The 19,262-nt window shown below is 36.0% G+C and carries 20 protein-coding genes; 7 read left to right on the forward strand and 13 right to left on the reverse strand.

Annotated features, from left to right (window positions below):
- Window positions 1–188: 188 nt before the first annotated feature.
- Window positions 189–1,547 carry an NADP-specific glutamate dehydrogenase gene (gdhA, locus tag BLS98_RS07590; RefSeq protein WP_089735163.1) on the forward strand — a complete coding sequence of 453 codons (1,359 nt, stop codon included), beginning with the start codon at window positions 189–191 and terminating at the stop codon, window positions 1,545–1,547.
- A gap of 129 nt (window positions 1,548–1,676) precedes the next feature.
- Window positions 1,677–2,045, forward strand: coding sequence for an iron chaperone (locus BLS98_RS07595; protein ID WP_089735165.1), 369 nt, complete (start codon window positions 1,677–1,679; stop codon window positions 2,043–2,045).
- A gap of 44 nt (window positions 2,046–2,089) precedes the next feature.
- Here BLS98_RS07595 and BLS98_RS07600 read toward each other — a convergent pair whose 3' ends face one another.
- The 3 genes from BLS98_RS07600 to BLS98_RS07610 form a co-directional block, all read right to left on the reverse strand.
- The gene (locus tag BLS98_RS07600) at window positions 2,090–2,407 is read right to left on the reverse strand and encodes a hypothetical protein (protein ID WP_089735167.1); all 318 of its coding nucleotides are present in this window, start codon (window positions 2,405–2,407) and stop codon (window positions 2,090–2,092) included.
- Between the two features lie 298 nt (window positions 2,408–2,705).
- Window positions 2,706–3,194: a YkgJ family cysteine cluster protein gene (locus BLS98_RS07605; protein WP_089735168.1), complete on the reverse strand. Its 489-nt coding sequence runs from the start codon at window positions 3,192–3,194 to the stop codon at window positions 2,706–2,708.
- Window positions 3,195–4,166, reverse strand: a complete 972-nt coding sequence (locus BLS98_RS07610; protein ID WP_089735170.1) for an ion channel — start codon at window positions 4,164–4,166, stop codon at window positions 3,195–3,197.
- 145 nt (window positions 4,167–4,311) lie between these two features.
- Between BLS98_RS07610 and BLS98_RS07615 the strand changes: the two genes are divergently transcribed.
- Window positions 4,312–4,692, forward strand: a complete 381-nt coding sequence (locus BLS98_RS07615) for a group III truncated hemoglobin (protein WP_089735172.1) — start codon at window positions 4,312–4,314, stop codon at window positions 4,690–4,692.
- Window positions 4,693–4,711: 19 nt separating this feature from the next.
- Here BLS98_RS07615 and BLS98_RS07620 read toward each other — a convergent pair whose 3' ends face one another.
- The 9 genes from BLS98_RS07620 to hflX form a co-directional block, all read right to left on the reverse strand.
- A complete protein-coding gene (locus BLS98_RS07620; RefSeq protein ID WP_089735173.1) occupies window positions 4,712–5,782 on the reverse strand; it encodes a calcium:cation antiporter in 1,071 nt (356 codons plus the stop codon).
- 66 nt (window positions 5,783–5,848) lie between these two features.
- Window positions 5,849–6,187 carry a DUF6122 family protein gene (locus BLS98_RS07625; RefSeq protein ID WP_089735175.1) on the reverse strand — a complete coding sequence of 113 codons (339 nt, stop codon included), beginning with the start codon at window positions 6,185–6,187 and terminating at the stop codon, window positions 5,849–5,851.
- Window positions 6,188–6,212: 25 nt separating this feature from the next.
- Window positions 6,213–7,451 (reverse strand): hypothetical protein, encoded by a 1,239-nt coding sequence (locus BLS98_RS07630; RefSeq protein ID WP_089735177.1) that lies wholly within the window; start codon window positions 7,449–7,451, stop codon window positions 6,213–6,215.
- The gene (locus BLS98_RS07635; RefSeq protein WP_089735179.1) at window positions 7,452–9,470 is read right to left on the reverse strand and encodes a hypothetical protein; all 2,019 of its coding nucleotides are present in this window, start codon (window positions 9,468–9,470) and stop codon (window positions 7,452–7,454) included. It lies immediately after the preceding gene.
- A 17-nt stretch (window positions 9,471–9,487) separates the two neighbouring features.
- The gene (locus BLS98_RS07640; protein WP_089735180.1) at window positions 9,488–10,156 is read right to left on the reverse strand and encodes a hypothetical protein; all 669 of its coding nucleotides are present in this window, start codon (window positions 10,154–10,156) and stop codon (window positions 9,488–9,490) included.
- Window positions 10,157–10,284: 128 nt separating this feature from the next.
- Complete coding sequence (locus tag BLS98_RS07645) at window positions 10,285–11,001, reverse strand: DNA alkylation repair protein (RefSeq protein ID WP_089735182.1); 717 nt, start codon at window positions 10,999–11,001, stop codon at window positions 10,285–10,287.
- Window positions 11,002–11,020: 19 nt separating this feature from the next.
- The gene (locus tag BLS98_RS07650; RefSeq protein ID WP_089735184.1) at window positions 11,021–12,307 is read right to left on the reverse strand and encodes a cation:proton antiporter; all 1,287 of its coding nucleotides are present in this window, start codon (window positions 12,305–12,307) and stop codon (window positions 11,021–11,023) included.
- A 24-nt stretch (window positions 12,308–12,331) separates the two neighbouring features.
- Window positions 12,332–12,961, reverse strand: coding sequence for a DUF4919 domain-containing protein (locus BLS98_RS07655; RefSeq protein ID WP_089735186.1), 630 nt, complete (start codon window positions 12,959–12,961; stop codon window positions 12,332–12,334).
- Window positions 12,961–14,184, reverse strand: a complete 1,224-nt coding sequence (gene hflX, locus BLS98_RS07660; RefSeq protein ID WP_089735188.1) for a GTPase HflX — start codon at window positions 14,182–14,184, stop codon at window positions 12,961–12,963. Before hflX ends, BLS98_RS07655 begins: the two co-directional genes overlap by 1 nt.
- 191 nt (window positions 14,185–14,375) lie before the next feature.
- Here hflX and BLS98_RS07665 point away from each other — a divergent pair, with 191 nt between their 5' ends.
- The 4 genes from BLS98_RS07665 to BLS98_RS07680 all read left to right on the forward strand — a co-directional run bounded on the left by BLS98_RS07665 (window position 14,376) and on the right by BLS98_RS07680 (window position 18,695).
- On the forward strand, window positions 14,376–15,083 hold the full coding sequence (locus BLS98_RS07665; protein ID WP_228425479.1) for a LytR/AlgR family response regulator transcription factor: 708 nt from the start codon (window positions 14,376–14,378) through the stop codon (window positions 15,081–15,083).
- Between the two features lie 160 nt (window positions 15,084–15,243).
- On the forward strand, window positions 15,244–15,723 hold the full coding sequence (locus BLS98_RS07670) for a T9SS type A sorting domain-containing protein (protein ID WP_089735190.1): 480 nt from the start codon (window positions 15,244–15,246) through the stop codon (window positions 15,721–15,723).
- A 5-nt stretch (window positions 15,724–15,728) separates the two neighbouring features.
- The gene (locus tag BLS98_RS07675; protein ID WP_089735192.1) at window positions 15,729–18,278 is read left to right on the forward strand and encodes a beta strand repeat-containing protein; all 2,550 of its coding nucleotides are present in this window, start codon (window positions 15,729–15,731) and stop codon (window positions 18,276–18,278) included.
- Between the two features lie 6 nt (window positions 18,279–18,284).
- On the forward strand, window positions 18,285–18,695 hold the full coding sequence (locus tag BLS98_RS07680; protein WP_089735194.1) for a hypothetical protein: 411 nt from the start codon (window positions 18,285–18,287) through the stop codon (window positions 18,693–18,695).
- A 106-nt stretch (window positions 18,696–18,801) separates the two neighbouring features.
- On the opposite strand, the gene BLS98_RS07685 is transcribed toward BLS98_RS07680, so the two are convergent.
- A complete protein-coding gene (locus tag BLS98_RS07685; RefSeq protein ID WP_089735721.1) occupies window positions 18,802–19,236 on the reverse strand; it encodes an META domain-containing protein in 435 nt (144 codons plus the stop codon).
- Window positions 19,237–19,262: the final 26 nt, after the last annotated feature.

Consider the following 19,262-nt stretch of genomic DNA (forward strand, 5'->3'; position numbering starts at 1 on the left):
ATTAACGATTTCTTAATACTGCATTATTTCACACATAACATTTAATTTTTAATAAATTTTAATCATAAATTATCAATTTAATAATATTTCAGGTCATTATTATTTAATTTTTAACAATGTTAAAATATAGTGTTGTGAATCTTGAAAAAAAAATTAAATTTGTTGACAATAATATTCAACCTTAATATATGGAACAATATAATATTGACCAGAAAATCCAAGAGTTTATTGCAAAAATTGAAGCAAAAAATCCTAACGAACCGGAATTCTTACAGGCTGTAAAAGAAGTTGCCGTAACTGTAATTCCATTCATTGCTACGAGAAAAGAATATACAGGAATGAAGCTGCTTGAAAGAATGGCTGAAGCTGAAAGAATTATTATTTTCAGAGTTCCATGGGTTGATGATAAAGGTGAGATTCAGGTTAACAGAGGTTTCAGAATCCAAATGAACTCTGCTATTGGACCATACAAAGGAGGAATCCGTTTCCATCCTACTGTAAACTTATCAGTTCTTAAGTTCTTAGCTTTCGAACAAGTGTTTAAAAACTCTTTAACTACTCTTCCAATGGGTGGAGGTAAAGGAGGTTCAGATTTCGATCCGCAAGGAAAATCTGATATGGAAGTAATGCGTTTCTGCCAGGCTTTCATGACAGAATTATGCAAGCACATCGGTCCTGAAACAGACGTACCTGCAGGAGATATTGGTGTAGGAGCAAGAGAAATTGGTTACCTATTCGGACAATACAAGAAAATCAGAAACGAATTTACTGGAGTTCTTACAGGAAAAGGTCTTGCTTACGGAGGTTCATTAATCCGTCCTGAAGCTACAGGATACGGAGTGGTATACTTCGCTGAGCAGATGCTTAAAACTATCGGACAGAATTTCCAAGGAAAAACGGTAACAGTATCAGGTTTCGGAAACGTAGCTTGGGGAGTTATCAAAAAAGCAACTGAGCTTGGAGCAAAAGTTGTAACACTTTCTGGACCTGACGGATATGTTTATGATAAAGATGGTATCAGCGGAGACAAAATTGATTATTTATTAGAACTTAGAGCTTCTGGAAATAACAGAGCTGAGGACTATGCTAAAAAATATCCATCTGCTGAATTCCACGCTGGGAAACGTCCTTGGGAAGTAAAGTGTGACGTAGCATTCCCTTCTGCAACTCAAAACGAATTAGATTTAGATGATGCAAGAAAATTAGTTGAAAACGGATGTCTTTGTGTAACTGAAGCTGCTAACATGCCTTCTACATTAGACGCTATCAACTATTTCTTAGACAATAAAGTATTATTCTCTCCTGGTAAAGCTTCCAACGCTGGAGGTGTTGCTACATCAGGATTAGAAATGACTCAGAACTCTATCCGTCTTAACTGGACTTCTGAAGAGGTTGATGCAAGATTAAAGGAAATCATGATTGGAATCCATAAAGCTTGTAGAGACTACGGAAAAGACGAAGACGGTTATGTAAACTACGTGAAAGGTGCAAATATTGCGGGCTTCGTAAAAGTAGCAGAGGCAATGTTAGCTCAAGGAGTGGTATAAAAAATAATAAAGGTTGGGAAAAACTCCCGGCCTTTTTTGATATAGCCTGTTCCCGGGATAATGGGAAAAAAGTAAAAAGTGAAAGGAGAAAGCGTTGCCATGTGCAGCGCTTTTTTTATTTTTATAAGCATGAAAAACACCTTCAAAAATATTGATGATTACATCCTTTTATTCCCCATCAATGTTCAAGAAAAGCTTCTTGAGCTGAGAAAAGCTATACATTCCCAGGTTCCGGATCTTGAAGAATATATTGGATATCAGATGCCTGCTTTTAAATATAAAGGAAAGCCTTTGATTTATTTTGCAGGTTATAAAAAACATATTGGATTTTATCCTGGTGCTGAAGGAATCAAAAACTTTGTGAAAGATTTTGAAGAAAGGAATTATAAGTTTTCTAAAGGAGCTGTACAGTTTCCAATAGACAAAGAGATTCCATTGGATCTGATTAACCGGATTGTCGGGTTCAGAATGAGAGAAATTGAGCAAAAAAAATCCTGAAATACAAGATTCCAGGATTCAGACTAGTGTTTGCTAAAGCACTATCACTTTTTCTTTTTAGATTTCTTTTGTTCTTTTGTTGCTTCCGCAGGCTTAGTGGCCTCCATCGTAGTTCCTGCACTTGCAGTGGCCTCAGCTGCCGGAGTTGCTGTTGAAGCTTCCGTTGCAGTGGTATTTTGTCCACTTGTTGCGGAAGTGGTAGAATTCCAATCTGCTTTAGTTTCTGATGTTTGCGGCTGTGTTTGAGTTGTTGTTGTCTGGCTATTAGTGGTGCTTTCAGCTGGCTTCTGGGTTTGGGTTTGAGCCGATACTGCGATTATTCCGACTAATGTAAACGCTGCCGTTAAAAATAACTTTTTCATAATGTAATATTTAAATGATTGTTTAAACTAAACGGAGTGTCATTTATAAAAATTATGCGTAAATAACTTATTTAACGGACTTTATCAGTTTTTAAGAGGAATTTGTAAATACAAAAAAGAAAATAAAATCATAAAAAAAAGCCCTTCCAGGCTCAAAGAACAACTATTTTTATTCTTTTATTTTTATGAAAACTAATACTAAATACTTTAACAATTCCTGTTAATCTTCCTCAGTTTTTATTAAACTATTTCCTGCCAAGGCATTCATTTCTAATCTCCCAGCCTTTTATCTTAGAATTTATTTTGCTATATTCTTCATCATCCTCTCTACAAATTCAAAAGCAGCCGGGCAAATCACAGTATTCTTAAGCATTAGATTGTTGATCTGATAAATCTTTTTACGATCCGTGTGGGGGTACTCTCTACACGCTTTTGGTCTTACTTCATAGATAGAACAGGTATTGTCACTGTTCAGGAAAAAGCATGGAAGGTTCTGGAGTACTTTATCATTGTCTTCATCCACTCTTAAAAATTTAGCTTCAAAATCAGCTGATTTCATACGCAGATGCTTAGAAATACGTTCTATATCCTTTTCAGTATATAGAGGACCTGTTGTTTTACAGCAATTAGCGCACTGTAAACAGTCTATTTCATCAAAAACTTCATCATGGGTTTCCTGTACTATATAATCGAGGTTTTTGGGCGGTTTTTTCTTTAATCCGTCCAGAAATTTTTTATGTTCTTTCTGCTTTTGTAAAGCTTGTTTTTTATAAAAATCTAAATTCATTTATTCTTTATTTCCTGCCTGAACAGGAAGATCTGTTTTTTGATATTCATTAATCTTATCAAGATCTAAAATGGTAGCAAGATTCTTCTTATCAGGATAATACATCGGGACAAATTTTGCTCCGTATACAATCTCTCCTGTCACAAATGAAGACCTCTGAACTACTGTATTGGAGAATACTTCGTCAAATGCTCTTACCTGAACAATGATCTCAATATCCGTACTTTTAAAATCGTCTTCAGAGAAGCCATAAAATGGTGAGCTTTCATTGATTTTATGAACTACCGTCCAGTTCAACGCCAACGTATTGATCTTACTTAAATGGGTTTCCAATCTGTAAAAATTACTTTTGGGAACATCGTTTTCAATCACCTCAATGGCTGTAGATACAATAACATCAGCATCTGTAAGGGCATTGTTCTTATAGGGAGCTAATCTGAACATTAAAGCTGTACCTTCTTCAAAAGGAGCAATCACTGCGATATCAGAAAATCTTAAATAAGCCCTCGGCCTTGAAAATCTTCCATAAAAAAGACCTGTTGCAATGGCAAAGGTAAGCAATCCCAGAAAAGCTTCAAAAGTGGCTACTAAACTGGCCAAAAAGCCCACAGGAGCAATCCTTCCATATCCTACTGTAGTAAATGTCTGAGAACTGAAAAAGAATACATCAATAAACTCATTCAATGGATCGCTTTTATCTATTCCTGTTAAGTGCTCTACTCCAATCAGGTAATAAATCATTGCAAATACAAGATTTATCAGAATATAGGCCACAACGAGGTATGAAATAAAGCGAAATGAAGACAGGTTCAGCATGGTATGATACCAGCTCAGGCTGTTGAAAACATTTACACCGGTTCTCTTTACATTCGGCAGGCCATCTTTATTGATGAATCTTCCTGAGGAATTACTTCCGAAACCACTGTTCTCAGTATTTTTTTGGCGGATCTTTTTTCTGAATCCTCTTGTCATCTTATATCATTTGTTTTTTGAATAGCTAAATTATTGACCATTACCCTTTCTCCCTATTCCGGATACAAAGATAAAATATTGTTTTCATGAATTTTATCAATTGAATCATTACTTATTCAATTTGATTTTACAGTAAATTTGGGATATGAAAAAGCTTGAATCAAGAGAAGACATTGAACACCTGGTTAATTCATTTTATACCAAAGTAGTAAAGGATGAAACTATTAGTTTCTTCTTCAATGATATTGCTAAAGTAGACTGGGATAAACACCTTCCCAAGATGTATTCGTTTTGGGAATCTATTCTTTTCGGACAGATGACTTACAAAGGAAATCCTATGGGTGTCCATTTTCCGATTAATGAAATACAGGCTATGGAGCAAAAACACTTCGAAAGATGGCTTGAACTATGGAGAACAACCATTGAGGAGAATTTTGTAGGTGAAAATGCTGACATGGCCATTTACAAGTCCGAAAATATTGCCAAGCTGATGGCTTTTAAAATGGACTTGGCAAGAAGACTTTAATGGGATTTGTGGTTTCTCTCTAAGGAACAATCACCGTAAAAATATATGCTGCCAAATTCACTAATAGCACAGTTCCATATAGGACATTTGTTTTTCCACGGCTTAATGAAAGCATTACGATAAAGACAGATAAGGACAGAAGAATAATATCTTTTTTATCGAGTCCCAATACCAATGGGATATCATACATGATACACACCACAGAAACAGCAGGAATTGTAAGCCCAATACTTGCCAATGCTGAACCTAAAGCAAGATTTAAACTCGATTGTATCTGATTGGCTCTTGCTGCACGTATCGCAGCAACACCTTCAGGAAGTAATACTACTGCTGCAATGATAACCCCAACCAAAGATTTAGGTGCTCCTACACTCTGTACCATCCCTTCAATGGTATCAGAAAGTCCTTTTGCCATTAAAACAACAATTACCAGACAAATCACTAAAAATCCAAAGCTTATTAGTGTCTTTGTTAATGTTGGAATATAATGCTCTTCAGGATGTTCTTCAGGAACAATAAAATAACTTCTGTGTCTCACGGTTTGTACCATCAAAAATACACCGTAAATAACAAGACAGGCGATAGATACAAAAATAAGCTGTGCCTGATTATAGAAAGGTCCATTAACACTGGATGTAAAATTAGGGAGAACGAGAGTAAGAACAAGAATTGAAACAGTACTCACCAAATAGGTAGTTGCAGAAGTTCTTGCAAAGAACTGTTCATGATATTTTACGCCACCTACCAAAATACAGATTCCTAAAATCCCATTCAGGATTAGCATTACAGCGGCAAAAACGGTATCTCTGGCCAGCGTGATCGCCTGATCTCCGCCGGCAACCATCAGTGAGATGATTAACGCTACTTCAATAATAGTAATACAAAGAGCAAGGATAATAGTTCCGAAAGGCTCGCCTACTTTATGAGCCACCATTTCTGCATGGTGAACCGCCGATAAAACACTCCCAATGAGTAAAATTCCGGCAATGATGTCATAAATAACGCCACTTCCCATCAGTCCGGAAAAGTAGTAACCTACCGCAAGGACAGGAAAAATATAGGTGTAATGTAAAAGTTCTTTAAGTCTCATATAGTGACTACAAAATACAAAAAATCTATAACATTTTCAATATCGAAAGAAAATATTAATAATATTTTAATGAGGCCAGAAGTTAAAGTCCTGATAATCCGTTAACATATGAAACAAAAGACCAATTGCTATTATTCTGATATTTCCTCTAAAAAATAGCAGCAAAAAATACACCGCAATGGCATAATAAGAATGTAAAAAATGAAAACCTATGCTTTCTCTTGAGGGATCAAAAATGGGATTGGCAAGAAGATGGTCCAGATCTACCAGCATTGTCGCCAATAATATCAGATATGCTTTCTTCCAGTTTTTAGGATAAAAGGTCAAGGCAATAAAGACAGGAAACACAAAATGCAAAAAGTAATGTGTACAGGTTTTGAGTAAAGCAATTTCTGATGGAGCCATTAATGGATTTTTTTCAGTTTCCAGGTTACCACCGTAAAATTAAGGGTAAATCTCCTTTCTTTGCTTTTATTTTTACCCAATAATCCTGTGATTTATTACCATACAGTACATAATCAATGTCTGAAATGATTCTTTTCTCAGTGTTACTCAGTGTTTTCAAGGACGAATACAGTAAAGTATTATTTCTGAACAAAATATAATTTTCTTTTAATTGAGGAGATTCTATTACAGGTTTTCTGGTAGATTTTATGACAACTCCGCTATTACTTTTGCTAATTTGATTGGGTTGAAATGGAATTGCAGTGAATTGGTTTTCTCCGTTAATCCATTTTTTAGATTGGAAATATGCCCAAGTTTTTCCAGCATCTTTACTTTGAATATCAATACTATAGTTAGGCTGTGTAATCTTCTGAAAGGTCTTTTTTTCAACTTCATTAAAATTATCATCGTATTCATAACTGATAATAGTATCATTAATCTGTTCAAGATTTGCCGTGGCTTTTAAAGAAATAGCATGTGAAGAATCTGCTATACTCTTATTGAAAAAGCGACTGAAGTTTCTGATGTTCTCCTGATCTAATTCCAATTCCAGAAATTGATTTCCTTTCTGAATTTTTGAAGCGATTGAATTAAAAATTTCCTGATTTGAATTATTTTTTATTTCAATTTCATCATCGTTCAATTCAATGGAAAAATTATGAATTTTCTGTCCTGAAATGAATGAAATACTCCCTAATGTATTTTGAATAAACTTGTTTGCATCCCAAACATGATTTGCCGTATTCTGAAGAAGCTGCTTCTTGATCTTTTCAAAAGCCAGATCAGAGCTTCCTGCAATGCAGTGACCCCCTTCTATCATAAGGAAAATTTGATCTTTCTGAAAGCTGTTGTTTCCTTTATCAGTAAACTGTTTCTTCTTTAAAAAAGCAATGAACTTTTGAGAATCTTTAAGTTCTAAAACACTATACCACTCCGAGAACTTAGTATCTTTAATATGGAAAATCTGCAAAAAATCAGGAATTCTGATTCCTGAATCTTTAAATGAAGCAGAACTTTTACCTTTTGTATCACTTCCTGACCAGCTTGAAGGATGTGCTACTAGGCTGAAGAGATATTGTCCCATTAGTTTCTTACTATCTATTAACACAACTGTATCTGCGTTCTCGGGAATATATCTGAGGTTCTTATCTTTATAAAAAGCCACAAAATACACTGCAACAACCAGCAATAAAAGTAACGGGACAATAATCTTCTTTTTTTTCATCTATAGTATGGGTTCCTTCTTTTCTATTTCTTTTGTTTTAAAAACCTGATCGAATACATCGAAGAAATACATTAAGCTGTTCTCTGAAGTATCTTTAATATTATAATTCATTTCCGTCTGGATGCTTTCTCCTTTCACTTCTGTTTTATAATACAATTCTCCTACATTTTTCTTGATGGCATCCAATGCCTTTCTTTCTTTAGGGCTTTTAAATTCTTTATCTAAGCCTGTTAAAAGTTTCTGGATATCCAATCTTCCTGATAAAGGATATTTAGCAGAATCTTTCGCCCATTTTCTGGAAATATCAGATTGACTGGTTGACAACATATTATCCGCAGAACTCATCAGATATACCACTCCATCTTTTACAGTAAAGAACAACTGGTCTATATATCCTCCTTCTTTCTCTTCTTTAAAAGTATATACGTTTCCTTTTTTAGAGAATCTTTTAGACAGCTTTTTATTGGTAGCCAGCATATCAAAAATACGATTCCAATATCCTTCATTCTCCGTTGCAAAAGCAAATGTAAAGTTAGGAACAGCAATCTCCTTAGTTTTCTTTACTTCTTTTTCATTGAAATCAGCATCATACTCATAATCCGTATACTCTACTTTTTTAGATTTCAACTCATTCAAAACAAAAATTCCGTTTCCTGGTGCTATTTTGGCAATGGCTTCTTCATCCAGAATAATTTTCATGGTTTCCATGATGAGTTCCATTTCTTTTTTGTACTCATTGACTCCGGAATTCTGAAGAAGACTGTACATCATATCAAAACATTTTGCCCCATTTACATTCATCGCATAGTAACCAACGCTCTTTTCATTGATAAGCTCCAGAAGTTTTCTATTTTTCTTCCCTTTGTAAATCGCGGACATACTCTTTTGGATTTCAGAGTTTTTGTGCTGATAATTATTGACCAATCTTACTTTGTCTTTATCAAAATACAGATTGTATGCATGGTTAGAATTGTACATATTTTTGAAAAGCTGCCCATAAGTATAATACTTTGTCATCTTGCCATAGATTCCTTCATTTACTATTCTGCCGTAGTCTGTATAGACAAAGACATCAGAATTACCGTCTCTGAATGACAGCATTTCTTTAGGAACTTCAATTTCTAAATTTGAACTGAAGTACTTATCAAATCGATCTTCAGCATTCTTTTGAACGATCTTGAAATCTTCTCTGCGGATGGAGTCCTGTTCTTTCTGGAAAGCTTTTTCAGCTTCCTCATCATAAGATTCATTTGGCATTTCTCCTTCCTCTTCAGGAATTTCTGCACTCTCCTTTTCCTTTGGATATTTGTGATGTTTTTGCAGGTATTTGATATCTTTCTGAATTCTTGCGATCTCGTTATTATTATCTTTGATACTTTCTTTCAGATACTTAATATCGTCTTTCAGACTTTTGATTTCCTCTTTATAATCAAAGGGTTTTTCCGGTTCATTCGCATAAACATCTACTGCAACAGCAGAATCAGCAGCAGCCACAGCAACAGCCGTACTATCTGTAACGGCCTCTTCTGCCCAAAGATCTCCTTTATAAGGTCTTGTATAGCTAATCATGCTGAGAACCGCACGGCCTCCATTCCAGGCTACAAAAATATCATCATCAATATCTACGTAAGAATAGTTTTTTCTGTTGAAAACTTCCTGTCCTTTTTTCTTCATAGAATTAACAAACTCCTGAAATTTTTCTTTATTATCAATGATAAAATGGGTATTGTAGGTCTTAATAGAGTCATTAAAACTTGCATAGTGATACTGAACGGCATCATATTTAATTCCTGTTTTGGAGTAATCTGTCCATGAAGCCTTTTCTTTATCTTTTTTGCTGAGTTCATGCAGCAAAGGATTCAGTTTATTCCAGTTGATTTTATTATTAAGCTGTTTTCCGTTCACTTCCATATAAAATACGGCATCAGACGGAATTTTCATACTGTTTTGGGCAAAAACCAAGGTAAAGCCAAAGAGTACGAAAATAATTTTCTGTGTTTTTATTAAGATAGATTTCATGACTATAGTTTAGAAATTTATTGAAAAAGAATAGTGTTTTGTATTTGTTTTTTCTGAAGGACAAGGTCCAGAATATCCGCCTCCAGCTTAAGTGCTTTTTTGTTGGGAGAAAGGATGTAAGAACTATTGGTTTGTGATTTTACAGCACTTTCGAATTGCATGATGGAAGTATATTTTGCATCATTAAAAACTTCCTTGTCTGCTTTACTCATCTTATCATAATCTTCTTTGAAGGTATTGACTTTATTTCTCGTCAATGTTTTTTTCTCAAGATTTTGACTGTAGACCTGCGTTGGAACCATTTTACCCAATATTTTCTGAGTTTTCAGCTTTTCCAGGCCTGCATTGATGTTTTCAATTTTTTTGAAATTACAGCTCAGTTTAATGATATAATTATCCAAATCTATGGATGTTTTCACATTGCTGATTCCGGGAGTTCCTTTAAAAATTTTGGCAGCTTCATTGATTTTGTTTTCAATTTCAGCCTTCTTTGGGACTTTTTTTCCGTTGATGGTTTCCATCTTGGAGATTGATGCCAGTCTTGTTTTGCTCTTGCTGGCGTTAAGAATAATAGTATATTCTCCGGTTCCGTCAGCTTTTATATTCACTTTATCAAGAATATCAAAACAACTTGTCAGGAATAGTAAAGGGAGAAATAGAAGAAATATTTTGAGAAAATTTTTCATGATTGGGCTTAAAACCACAAAATTACTCAATTTCAGGCTTAAATCCTTACAATCTTTGATATTTCGAGCATAAATAGCTGTTTTCCGGTAATTTTTCAAGCCGGAAGATTACCGCTTCTTGTTTTATTTTAAATACGCCCTTTCAGATAATCCTGACGAAGATCTTCATCCAGTTTTTCAATAGCATACCGCAAACAGGTCCTCGGCATTTCTTTATAATATTTATTCAAATAGCCAATAAGCTCCTTTTCATTTTTATTTCCCATTTCACGCAGCAGCCAGCCATTCGCTTTATGCATCAGATCATGAGAGTGTTTAAGGTTTCTGGTTACAAATTCTTTGGTAAGATCAAAAGAACCTTTTTTGATGTAGTGCATGGTTCCTACAACAGCAATTCTCTTATGCCACATCTCCTCTGACTCAGCAAGATCTCTCAAGAGGTTTTCTTTCTTATTTTCATACGCATATCTGCCAAGAATTTTATAACAACTGGAATCTACAAGATCCCAATTGTTAACATATTGAAGATGGCTAAGATAAAACTCCACGATTTCATCTTTTACCGCTATATCTTTTGTTTTTTCAAACTTTGAAATCAACATAAAAAGAGCCGTAAGCCGATGTTCATGGTATTTTGAAGAAAGGATTTCGCTTAATTCTTTTACATTGATTCTTGAGTAGTATTCCTTAGCAACAGACCTCTGATCAGGTACTTTTACGCCCAGAAACAGATCTCCTTCACCATATTCTCCTTTTCCTGTTTTGAAAAACCTTGGAAAAAATTTTGCCTTTTCAGGAATGGATAACACCGCAAGAGCTTCCTGTATTTCTTTAACAATACTCATGAATCATCTGATTTTAAAACTAAGCTTTATGCTCTAAAACACTATTTTCCTGCTCCTCTTCTTCTTTTACAATCTGTTTAGGATTAGCAACTTTCGCTATGGTAAGCCCCTGAACGATAATGGAGAACACCACTACGCAATAGGTAATACTCAAAATAGTCTCACTGTATTCACTTTTAGGAATAGACATCGCCAATGCAATGGAAACACCACCACGGATTCCTCCCCAAACCAATACTTTTACGGTTTGCGGACTGAAACTACGTCTCAGAGAGGTAAACTTCGTAGGTCCCCAGATGGAAATAAATCTCGCAAAAAGTACTACAAAAATAGCCAGTAGGCCAGGAATCATGAAGTGTTTCAGGTCCTTAATCATTAAAAGTTCAAATCCTATGAACAGGAATAATACGGCATTCAGAATTTCGTCAATCAGCTCCCAGAATTTAATCAAATAGTCCTGGGTAACAGATTTCATTTTGAAGTTCATGTTAAAGTTCCCCATAAATAATCCTGCGGCCACCATCGTTAATGGTCCCGAAATATGCATCTGTCTTGCAATAAGATAACCACCCATTACCACAGAAAGTGTTACCAATACAGAAATAATATAATCATCCACTTCACGCATTAATCTGGAAGTTACCCAACCAAGTAAAACACCCAGTAAAAGGCCGCCTCCAGCTTCATGAAGCAATAGTAATCCAATATTTTCTACTCCAAGATCCACTTCTTTTCCAACGGCAAGCTGCAATACTACAGTAAAGACCACAACCGCCATACCATCATTAAAAAGAGATTCTCCGGCTACTTTTGTTTCTAATGATTTAGAAACGTTTGCCTGTTTCAGTACACTCAGAACCGCCACCGGATCGGTAGGAGAAATCAATGCCCCAAAAACAAGACAGTAGATAAATGGGAGCTTAACTCCTAAATAAGGAAGGAGATAAAACATTCCAAAACCTACTACAAAAGTGGAAATCACAACTCCTACTGTGGAAAATATCAGTACAGGCCGGAATTGTTCTTTAAGATCATTAATATTAATATGAATTCCTCCTGCAAAAAGAAGGAAATTAAGCATCGCTCCCATCAAAACCTCTGTAAAATCTATACTATTCATTAGGTTATGAAGATGTCCAAATGTTCTTGGAAGTACCGTTTCCCCAAACATTACCAGGAAAATGGAAACCACAATGGCAATCACCATAATTCCAATAGTACTCGGAAGTTTTAAAAATCTATAATTAAGATAGGCAAATATGGATGCTAATACGATTAATGCTGAAAATGAATAATATAATTCCACTAAGTGTTCTTTTTTTAAATTAATTTATACGTCTAAGTAAAGGACCTTGATGTATATTTTCTGACCTCCTTTTTCCCAGATATCGAGCATGCCGTCCTTAGAAGACTTCGATCCTCTGGTATAATCATTTCCTATATTCAGAATATTCAACAGAATGTATTCATCCCCCACCGAATTGACGAGGTACGCCGTTTTCTCAGACTTTCCGTCTCCAGAACTCTTGATTCCATCTGCCAAAGCACGAAACTGGCTCAGGTGATGCATAAAATTATTTCCATCTTTTAAAGAATCATAAGCTCTGAGCAGAATGAGCAGAATGTCCAGATTCGTAGGGTCTTTATCATACAAAACCTTTCCCTGCTTGATACACTCTTCAGAATTATTTTGCTTAAAAGCTTCTGCTAAACTTTTGAACCCCTCATCTGAGGTACTTATTTTACCTTCTTTAAAAATTCTTCCATAGTAAAGATACTGTGATTCTATACTATCCAGAGACTTCGGATATCCTTTGTATTTGAAAAGAAGTTTCTCATAATTGTATGGAGAATCAGAACTTTTGAGACTCTTTTCAATGGCTTTAAAATCCACTTTCGATTTCTGGCTGAACCCAAAAACCGAAAATAGAGTGAATAAAAGGAAAAAATGATATTTCATTAATTGTTGTTTTCTTCCTCCTCGTCATCAAAGTACTCGAAAAGGAAATCGTTGTATGGAAATCTTGAAATATGGATATTCATTACCTCATCGTAGATCATCTTTTTCATTTCCGGGAAGTTTTCCTTCGTTAAAGCAGAAATGAAAACAGTTGGATACTTTGATTTAGCCATCCAGGTTCTCTTCCATTCATCCAAGGAAATATTTTTCTTTGAACTAGGTGTTAAATCATCTTCATCCTTCTTTTCATAGCTGAAATCATCAATTTTATTGAAAACCATGATCATTGGTTTCTGATGAGCATTGATATCCATTAAAATCTGATTAACAGAAGCAATGTGATCTTCAAAACTTTCGTGAGAAATATCCACTACATGAATCAAAAGATCTGCTTCACGAACCTCATCTAGTGTAGATTTAAACGACTCCACCAATTGAGTTGGCAGCTTTCTGATAAATCCTACCGTATCTGTAAGCAGAAATGGTAAGTTTCCAATCACTACTTTTCTTACAGTGGTATCAAGTGTTGCAAACAGTTTATTTTCAGCAAAAACCTCAGATTTTGAAAGAGAATTCATCAAAGTAGACTTTCCTACATTGGTATATCCCACTAAAGCAGCACGAACAACTTTTCCACGATTATTACGTTGAGTTGCCATTTGCTTATCAATAGTCTTCAATTTGTCTTTCAACAAAGTAATTCTGTCACGAATAATACGACGGTCAGTCTCAATTTCCGTTTCTCCGGGACCTCTCATCCCGATACCACCTTTCTGACGCTCCAAGTGAGTCCACATTCTCGTCAATCGAGGTAAAAGATATTGATATTGAGCTAATTCTACCTGAGTTCTTGCATAGGAAGTTTGTGCTCGCTGTGCAAAAATATCGAGAATAAGATTGGTACGGTCCAAAATTTTAACTTCCATTTCTCTTTCCAGGTTTTTAAGCTGTGAAGGAGAAAGTTCATCATCAAAAATTACGGTTCCAATTTCATTTTCTTTTACATATTCTTTTATTTCGAGTGCTTTTCCACTCCCGATAAAGGTTTTGGAATCAGGTTGTGTTAATTTTTGGGTAAAGCGTTTTTGTACGGTTGCGCCAGCCGTGAAAGCTAAAAACTCAAGTTCATCCATGTACTCCACCAGTTTTTCTTCATCTTGATTTTGAGTAATAATCCCTACCAAGACTGCCTTCTCATAATTATGTTCTTTTTTTTCTAACATTAAGTTCTGTCTATGTTTATGATTTTTACAAGTTAATATTTTTCAGAAAAAAAACAAAATCAAATTTTAGTTAATAATATTTTTTAATATAAATTTAAGATTATCCTAGATTGTTTTGTGAAAAATCAATAACTTTATGTAATAATTTTCTGATTTTTAAATATTTAACTTAAAACAATCTCCAGAAGATCATGATTACCCATATTAGATGTATGATTATTGATGATGATGAACTGGACAGGCTGGTTCTTCAGCATTATATTAAACAGTATGAGAATATAGAAATTGTCGCTTCTTTTGATTCGGCTGAAAAGGCAATTCCGTATCTCGAACTTCCCATTGATCTTCTTATCACCGAAACCAACTTAAAAGGCATGAGCGGCCTGGAATTTCGAAAATTAGCCCATAAAATTCCTGCTTGTATCTTTACAAGTTCCCATCCGGAGCTGGCAGCTTGTGTTTTTGAAATCAATACGTTAGATTTTATCACAAAGCCTCTCACTTCGGAACGTTTTCATTATTCGATGCAGAGGCTTCTCGACTTTTTTAAAATAAAAGAAAAATGTGAATGCTATGATGCCATATTGGGACAAGAATGTATTAAGATTAAAGAAAGTGGAAACATTTCTCAAATCAGAAAGGCAGATATTCTTTATCTGGAGGCACTCAAAGATTACACCCGAATCATCACCCTTGAAAAAAAACACTGTATTCTTGATTCTCTGGGGAATCTTCTTCACAAAAACTTTTTTGATTCTTTTGTAAGAATCCACAGAAGCTATGCCGTACCCAAACATCTCATCCGTGGAAAAAACTGTCATGAGATAGAGCTAATCCATCATATAAAGCTTCCCATAGGCAGAACGTATAAAAATAATCTGTCTTTCTTTGAGCCTTAAAAAAGCAATTCAAATTCAACAATAATTCACAAAACGCCATTGGTCGATTATTTCTGCCGTTGGTCTATTTTTCGGTTATCAGGTCATGATAGGTAGTAATTTAGTCTTCCCAATTTTCTTATGGAAAAACTCAAATTCATCACCTTAAAAACCGTTATCCATGAAAAAAACATCTATTTATTCTCTCATCTTGTTTGCCTTTTCCTTTTCATCTCTGAAATCCCAATCTGCAGTTCTCACAACCGGAATGGATGCTTCAGGAGGCAATGGTTCTGTTTCTTACAGTATAGGACAAGTGGCCTATCTTTATAAAGGAGCCGGAAACGAAATTCTGGAAGGTGTTCAACAGCCCTATGAAATCATTACGCTTACCACTCGTGAAACATTAACATCAGATCTGAAAGATATTTTACTATACCCTAACCCTTTCAAGGATTATCTATACCTGGATTTTACTACCCATAATTTTAAAGAAGCAGAATACCAGCTATTTGATGCGCAAGGTAAATTAATCCGAAAAGATGTGATCTTACAGTCAAAATCTGAACTCAATTTCTCCGATATCCCTTCTGCAATGTATATCATCAAGATTAATCAGCATGGAGAAAATCTAAAAACTTTTAAAATCATCAAAAAATAATCACCATGAAAAAAATATTATTAACGTTCTGGATTCTGTGTGGCCTCTTTATGGGACTTTCACAGGCTCCTGAAAAAATGAGCTATCAGGCAGTTGTGAGAAATGGATCCGGACAACTGTTGATCAATCAAGGAATTGCTATTAAGGTAAGCTTGTTGCAGGGTTCTCCTGCAGGTACTCTTGCCTACTCGGAACGACTTACCGGAAATACGAATGCCAACGGTCTTATCACTATGGAAATAGGAACAGGAACAGTTCTCTCAGGAGTATTCTCTTCCATCGATTGGACTTTGGGAAACTATTATTTGAAAACAGAAACTGATCCTTCAGGTGGAACAAACTATACGATAGCAGGAACCAGTCAGCTATTAAGTGTTCCTTATGCCATGTATGCAAAATCTGCCGGAGGTGGTGGTGGTAGCTTTACCATTCCATATGCTAATATTGTAAATAATCCTTCTACTCTATTTTCATTAACGAATGATGGAGACGGAACTTCACTAGAAGGAGTTAATAATACAACCACCTCAAGTATTGCAGCAATGAGAGGAATTGTAAGCAATACGGCACCAGGAGGATTTTCCTCTGCGGTTCGCGGAATCAACAACGGAACCGGCGGACTTGGAATTGGGGTCTGGGGAAGCCAGGCAGGAAGCGGATGGGGTGTCTATGGAGTAACCCCTAATGGATTGGGTGTATATGGAAACTCAAGTGCTAACGGAACAGGAGTATATGCTAATAGCAATACAGGTACCGGACTAACAGCAACTAGTAATAGCGGAATCCCCGCAAGCATCTCCATCTTCAATAATGCTAATAACAACAGTGCCCTTAGTGTTTCCACTGTAGGAAACGGAACGGTTGTAAACGTTACAACATCAGGAAATGGAACTGGAGTAAGCAGCTCTACAGGAAGTGGTTTTGCAATACACGGAAGTACCTCCTCCCAATCTTCGGCTGGTATTGTAGGAGATAATACCGGAGCCGGTGAAGCTGTTGTTGGTAGAACAACCAGTGATATTGCAGCTGCTGTAGTCGGCAGAAATGATGGTGGTGGATACGGAGTAAGAGGATTTGTAGCAACCAATACAGCAGGTACAGGTATAGGGGTTTATGGACAAGTGGGTCTAAATAACAGCACAGGACGAGCAGGTAGATTTGAAAATTTTAATCAAACAAATACTGAGGCTAATACTTTTGAAGTATTATCTAACGGAAATGGAAACATTCCTGATAATACCAAAGGAAATGCCGCTTCTTTCCTACTCGATAATAACAATAGTGTTGGAGCTGCTGTAAGAGGAGAAGTAAATACTATTTTTGGAAACTTTGGCGCTGCCGCTGTCTTTGGAGTTTCTTCAGGTACAGGAGGACGTGCCGGATTATTCTATGCAAGTAATCCATCCGGAAACGGAGCCTCACTTATCGCTTTAACCGATGGAAACGGAAATGCTATCACTGCCAATGCAGGAAAAGATGGAAACGGTGTTGAAACCAATATAGATGGTGCAGGAAATGCACTGTATGCATGGGTGCCTTCTTTTGCAACGGGAAGAGCCGGTAGATTTGAAATTTTCAATGAAAATAACACAAGTGATGTAGTAACCGTAAAAACTATAGGAAATGGTATTGCAGGAAATTTCAAAGTTGACAGAACAACCGGAACCTCCGCTGCCGTAAAAGGAGAAGTTAATTCACAATTTGCTAATTTCGGAACTGCTGGTATTTATGGTGTTTCTTCTGGTACAGGAGGATATGCCGGACTATTCTATGCAAGTAACGCTACCGGAAACGGGCCTTCATTATTAGCTCTAACTGATGGAAATGGAAATGGAATTACAGCCAATGCAGGTGGAAGCGGTGATGGTATTGAAGCTTCGTGCGATGGAAACGGAAATGCCATCTCTGGTTTTATTCCCAATTTTGGTACTGGTAAAGCAGGTAGATTTGCCAATTTCAACAATAGTAATGGTCAGCCGGTAGTACATGTAACTACCACCGGAACAGGCTCTACTCTGCTGGTCAATCATCAGGGACCATCTGGAAACATTGCCGTTTACCAAAGTGCATCAGTTAATGTTGCCCGTATCAATAAATCCGGAATGGGGTTCTTCAACGGCGGAACACAAAATAGCGGTGCAGACGTTGCAGAGGCATTTGATGTAGAAGGAACAATTTCCGAATATGAAGCTGGTGATATATTGGTTATTTCCACAAATTCTGACAGAACTGTAGAAAAATCTTCGGTCCCTTATTCCCCTCTTGTAGCTGGTGTATATGCAACAAAACCTGGAGTACTTTTGACTGAGGAACATATTGACACAGACATTTCCAATAAAGTCCCTATGGGTGTTATTGGCGTTATTCCAACCAAAGTATGTATTGAGAACGGAAAAATAAAAAGAGGCGACCTTCTGGTTACTTCGTCCCAAGCAGGTATTGCCATGAAAGCCAATCCTAAAAAGGTAAAAATAGGTCAGGTCATTGGAAAAGCTCTTCAGGATTATGACCAAAAAGGAGTTGGAAAAATTCAAGTATTAGTCAACATAAAATAAACCATTATGAAAACAGCATATATCATCCCATTATTACTCTTAAGCACTATTATTTATGCTCAGGAAAATAAACAGGCCACTCTTGTGGAAGATCAGACACAGGCTTTGAAGCAGATTAAAGAGCATGAAGCAAAACTGATGCAGGATGCCAAAGAAAATATTGAAAAACAAACAGCTCATACAGGATTAACCTCTGACCAGGGATTGGAAGTAAAAAAACAAGAACAAAAACCTAAAGCTGCTAACAACGCAGGAGTACCTCTTCCCAACACAGCAACACTCGAAGAAATAAAAAGAACAATTCCCAACAGACAGGCGTATCATAACACAATAAATTCTAGGAACACAAAATCAATTACCGGGCTTCCCAATACGGCAACTTTGGAAGAAATAAAAAAGACAATTCCTAAAAACTAATAGCCCTCAAAAAACTAGTACCCTCAAAAGCTAATAGCCTCACTAGATTTTTCAAACAAAAGAAGTCCGCTCATAAGCGGACTTTTATATTTCATCATGGAGATGGTTAATCCCAATCGGCAGCTACAAATTTCATTATGTTCCCCTGATTGTCAGACAACGTCAGAAAGTGCCCTTCTACAGCATATTTTGTCATGGTCTCAAATTTCTTCTGAAAAGAGGTTTCCAGATTCATATCCTGACAGCCTTTCATGGTGCTTACTCCCTGAGAAATCTTCACTTTTCCATCATTTTTAAATTCGGAAGTAAAAGACATCTGATTACAACCCATGTATGCACTCCCTTGAATCTTACCTTTTTCCATCTTTCCGGTCAGATTAATTTCAGCTTTATGGGCAATTAACTGATCCTTAGAAAATCCATCTAAAGAAACCAACATCCATTGCCTTTGAATGCTAGGATTTTTATCCGGCATTGCAGAGCAATTGAAAAGGAGTCCTAAGAATAAAATCGCAAAAAGGGGGAATAGTATTTTTTTCATGCTGATTATCATCCCATTTTCGTACC

The organism is Chryseobacterium jejuense, assembly GCF_900100075.1.
GTDB classification, from domain to species: Bacteria; Bacteroidota; Bacteroidia; order Flavobacteriales; family Weeksellaceae; genus Chryseobacterium; species Chryseobacterium jejuense.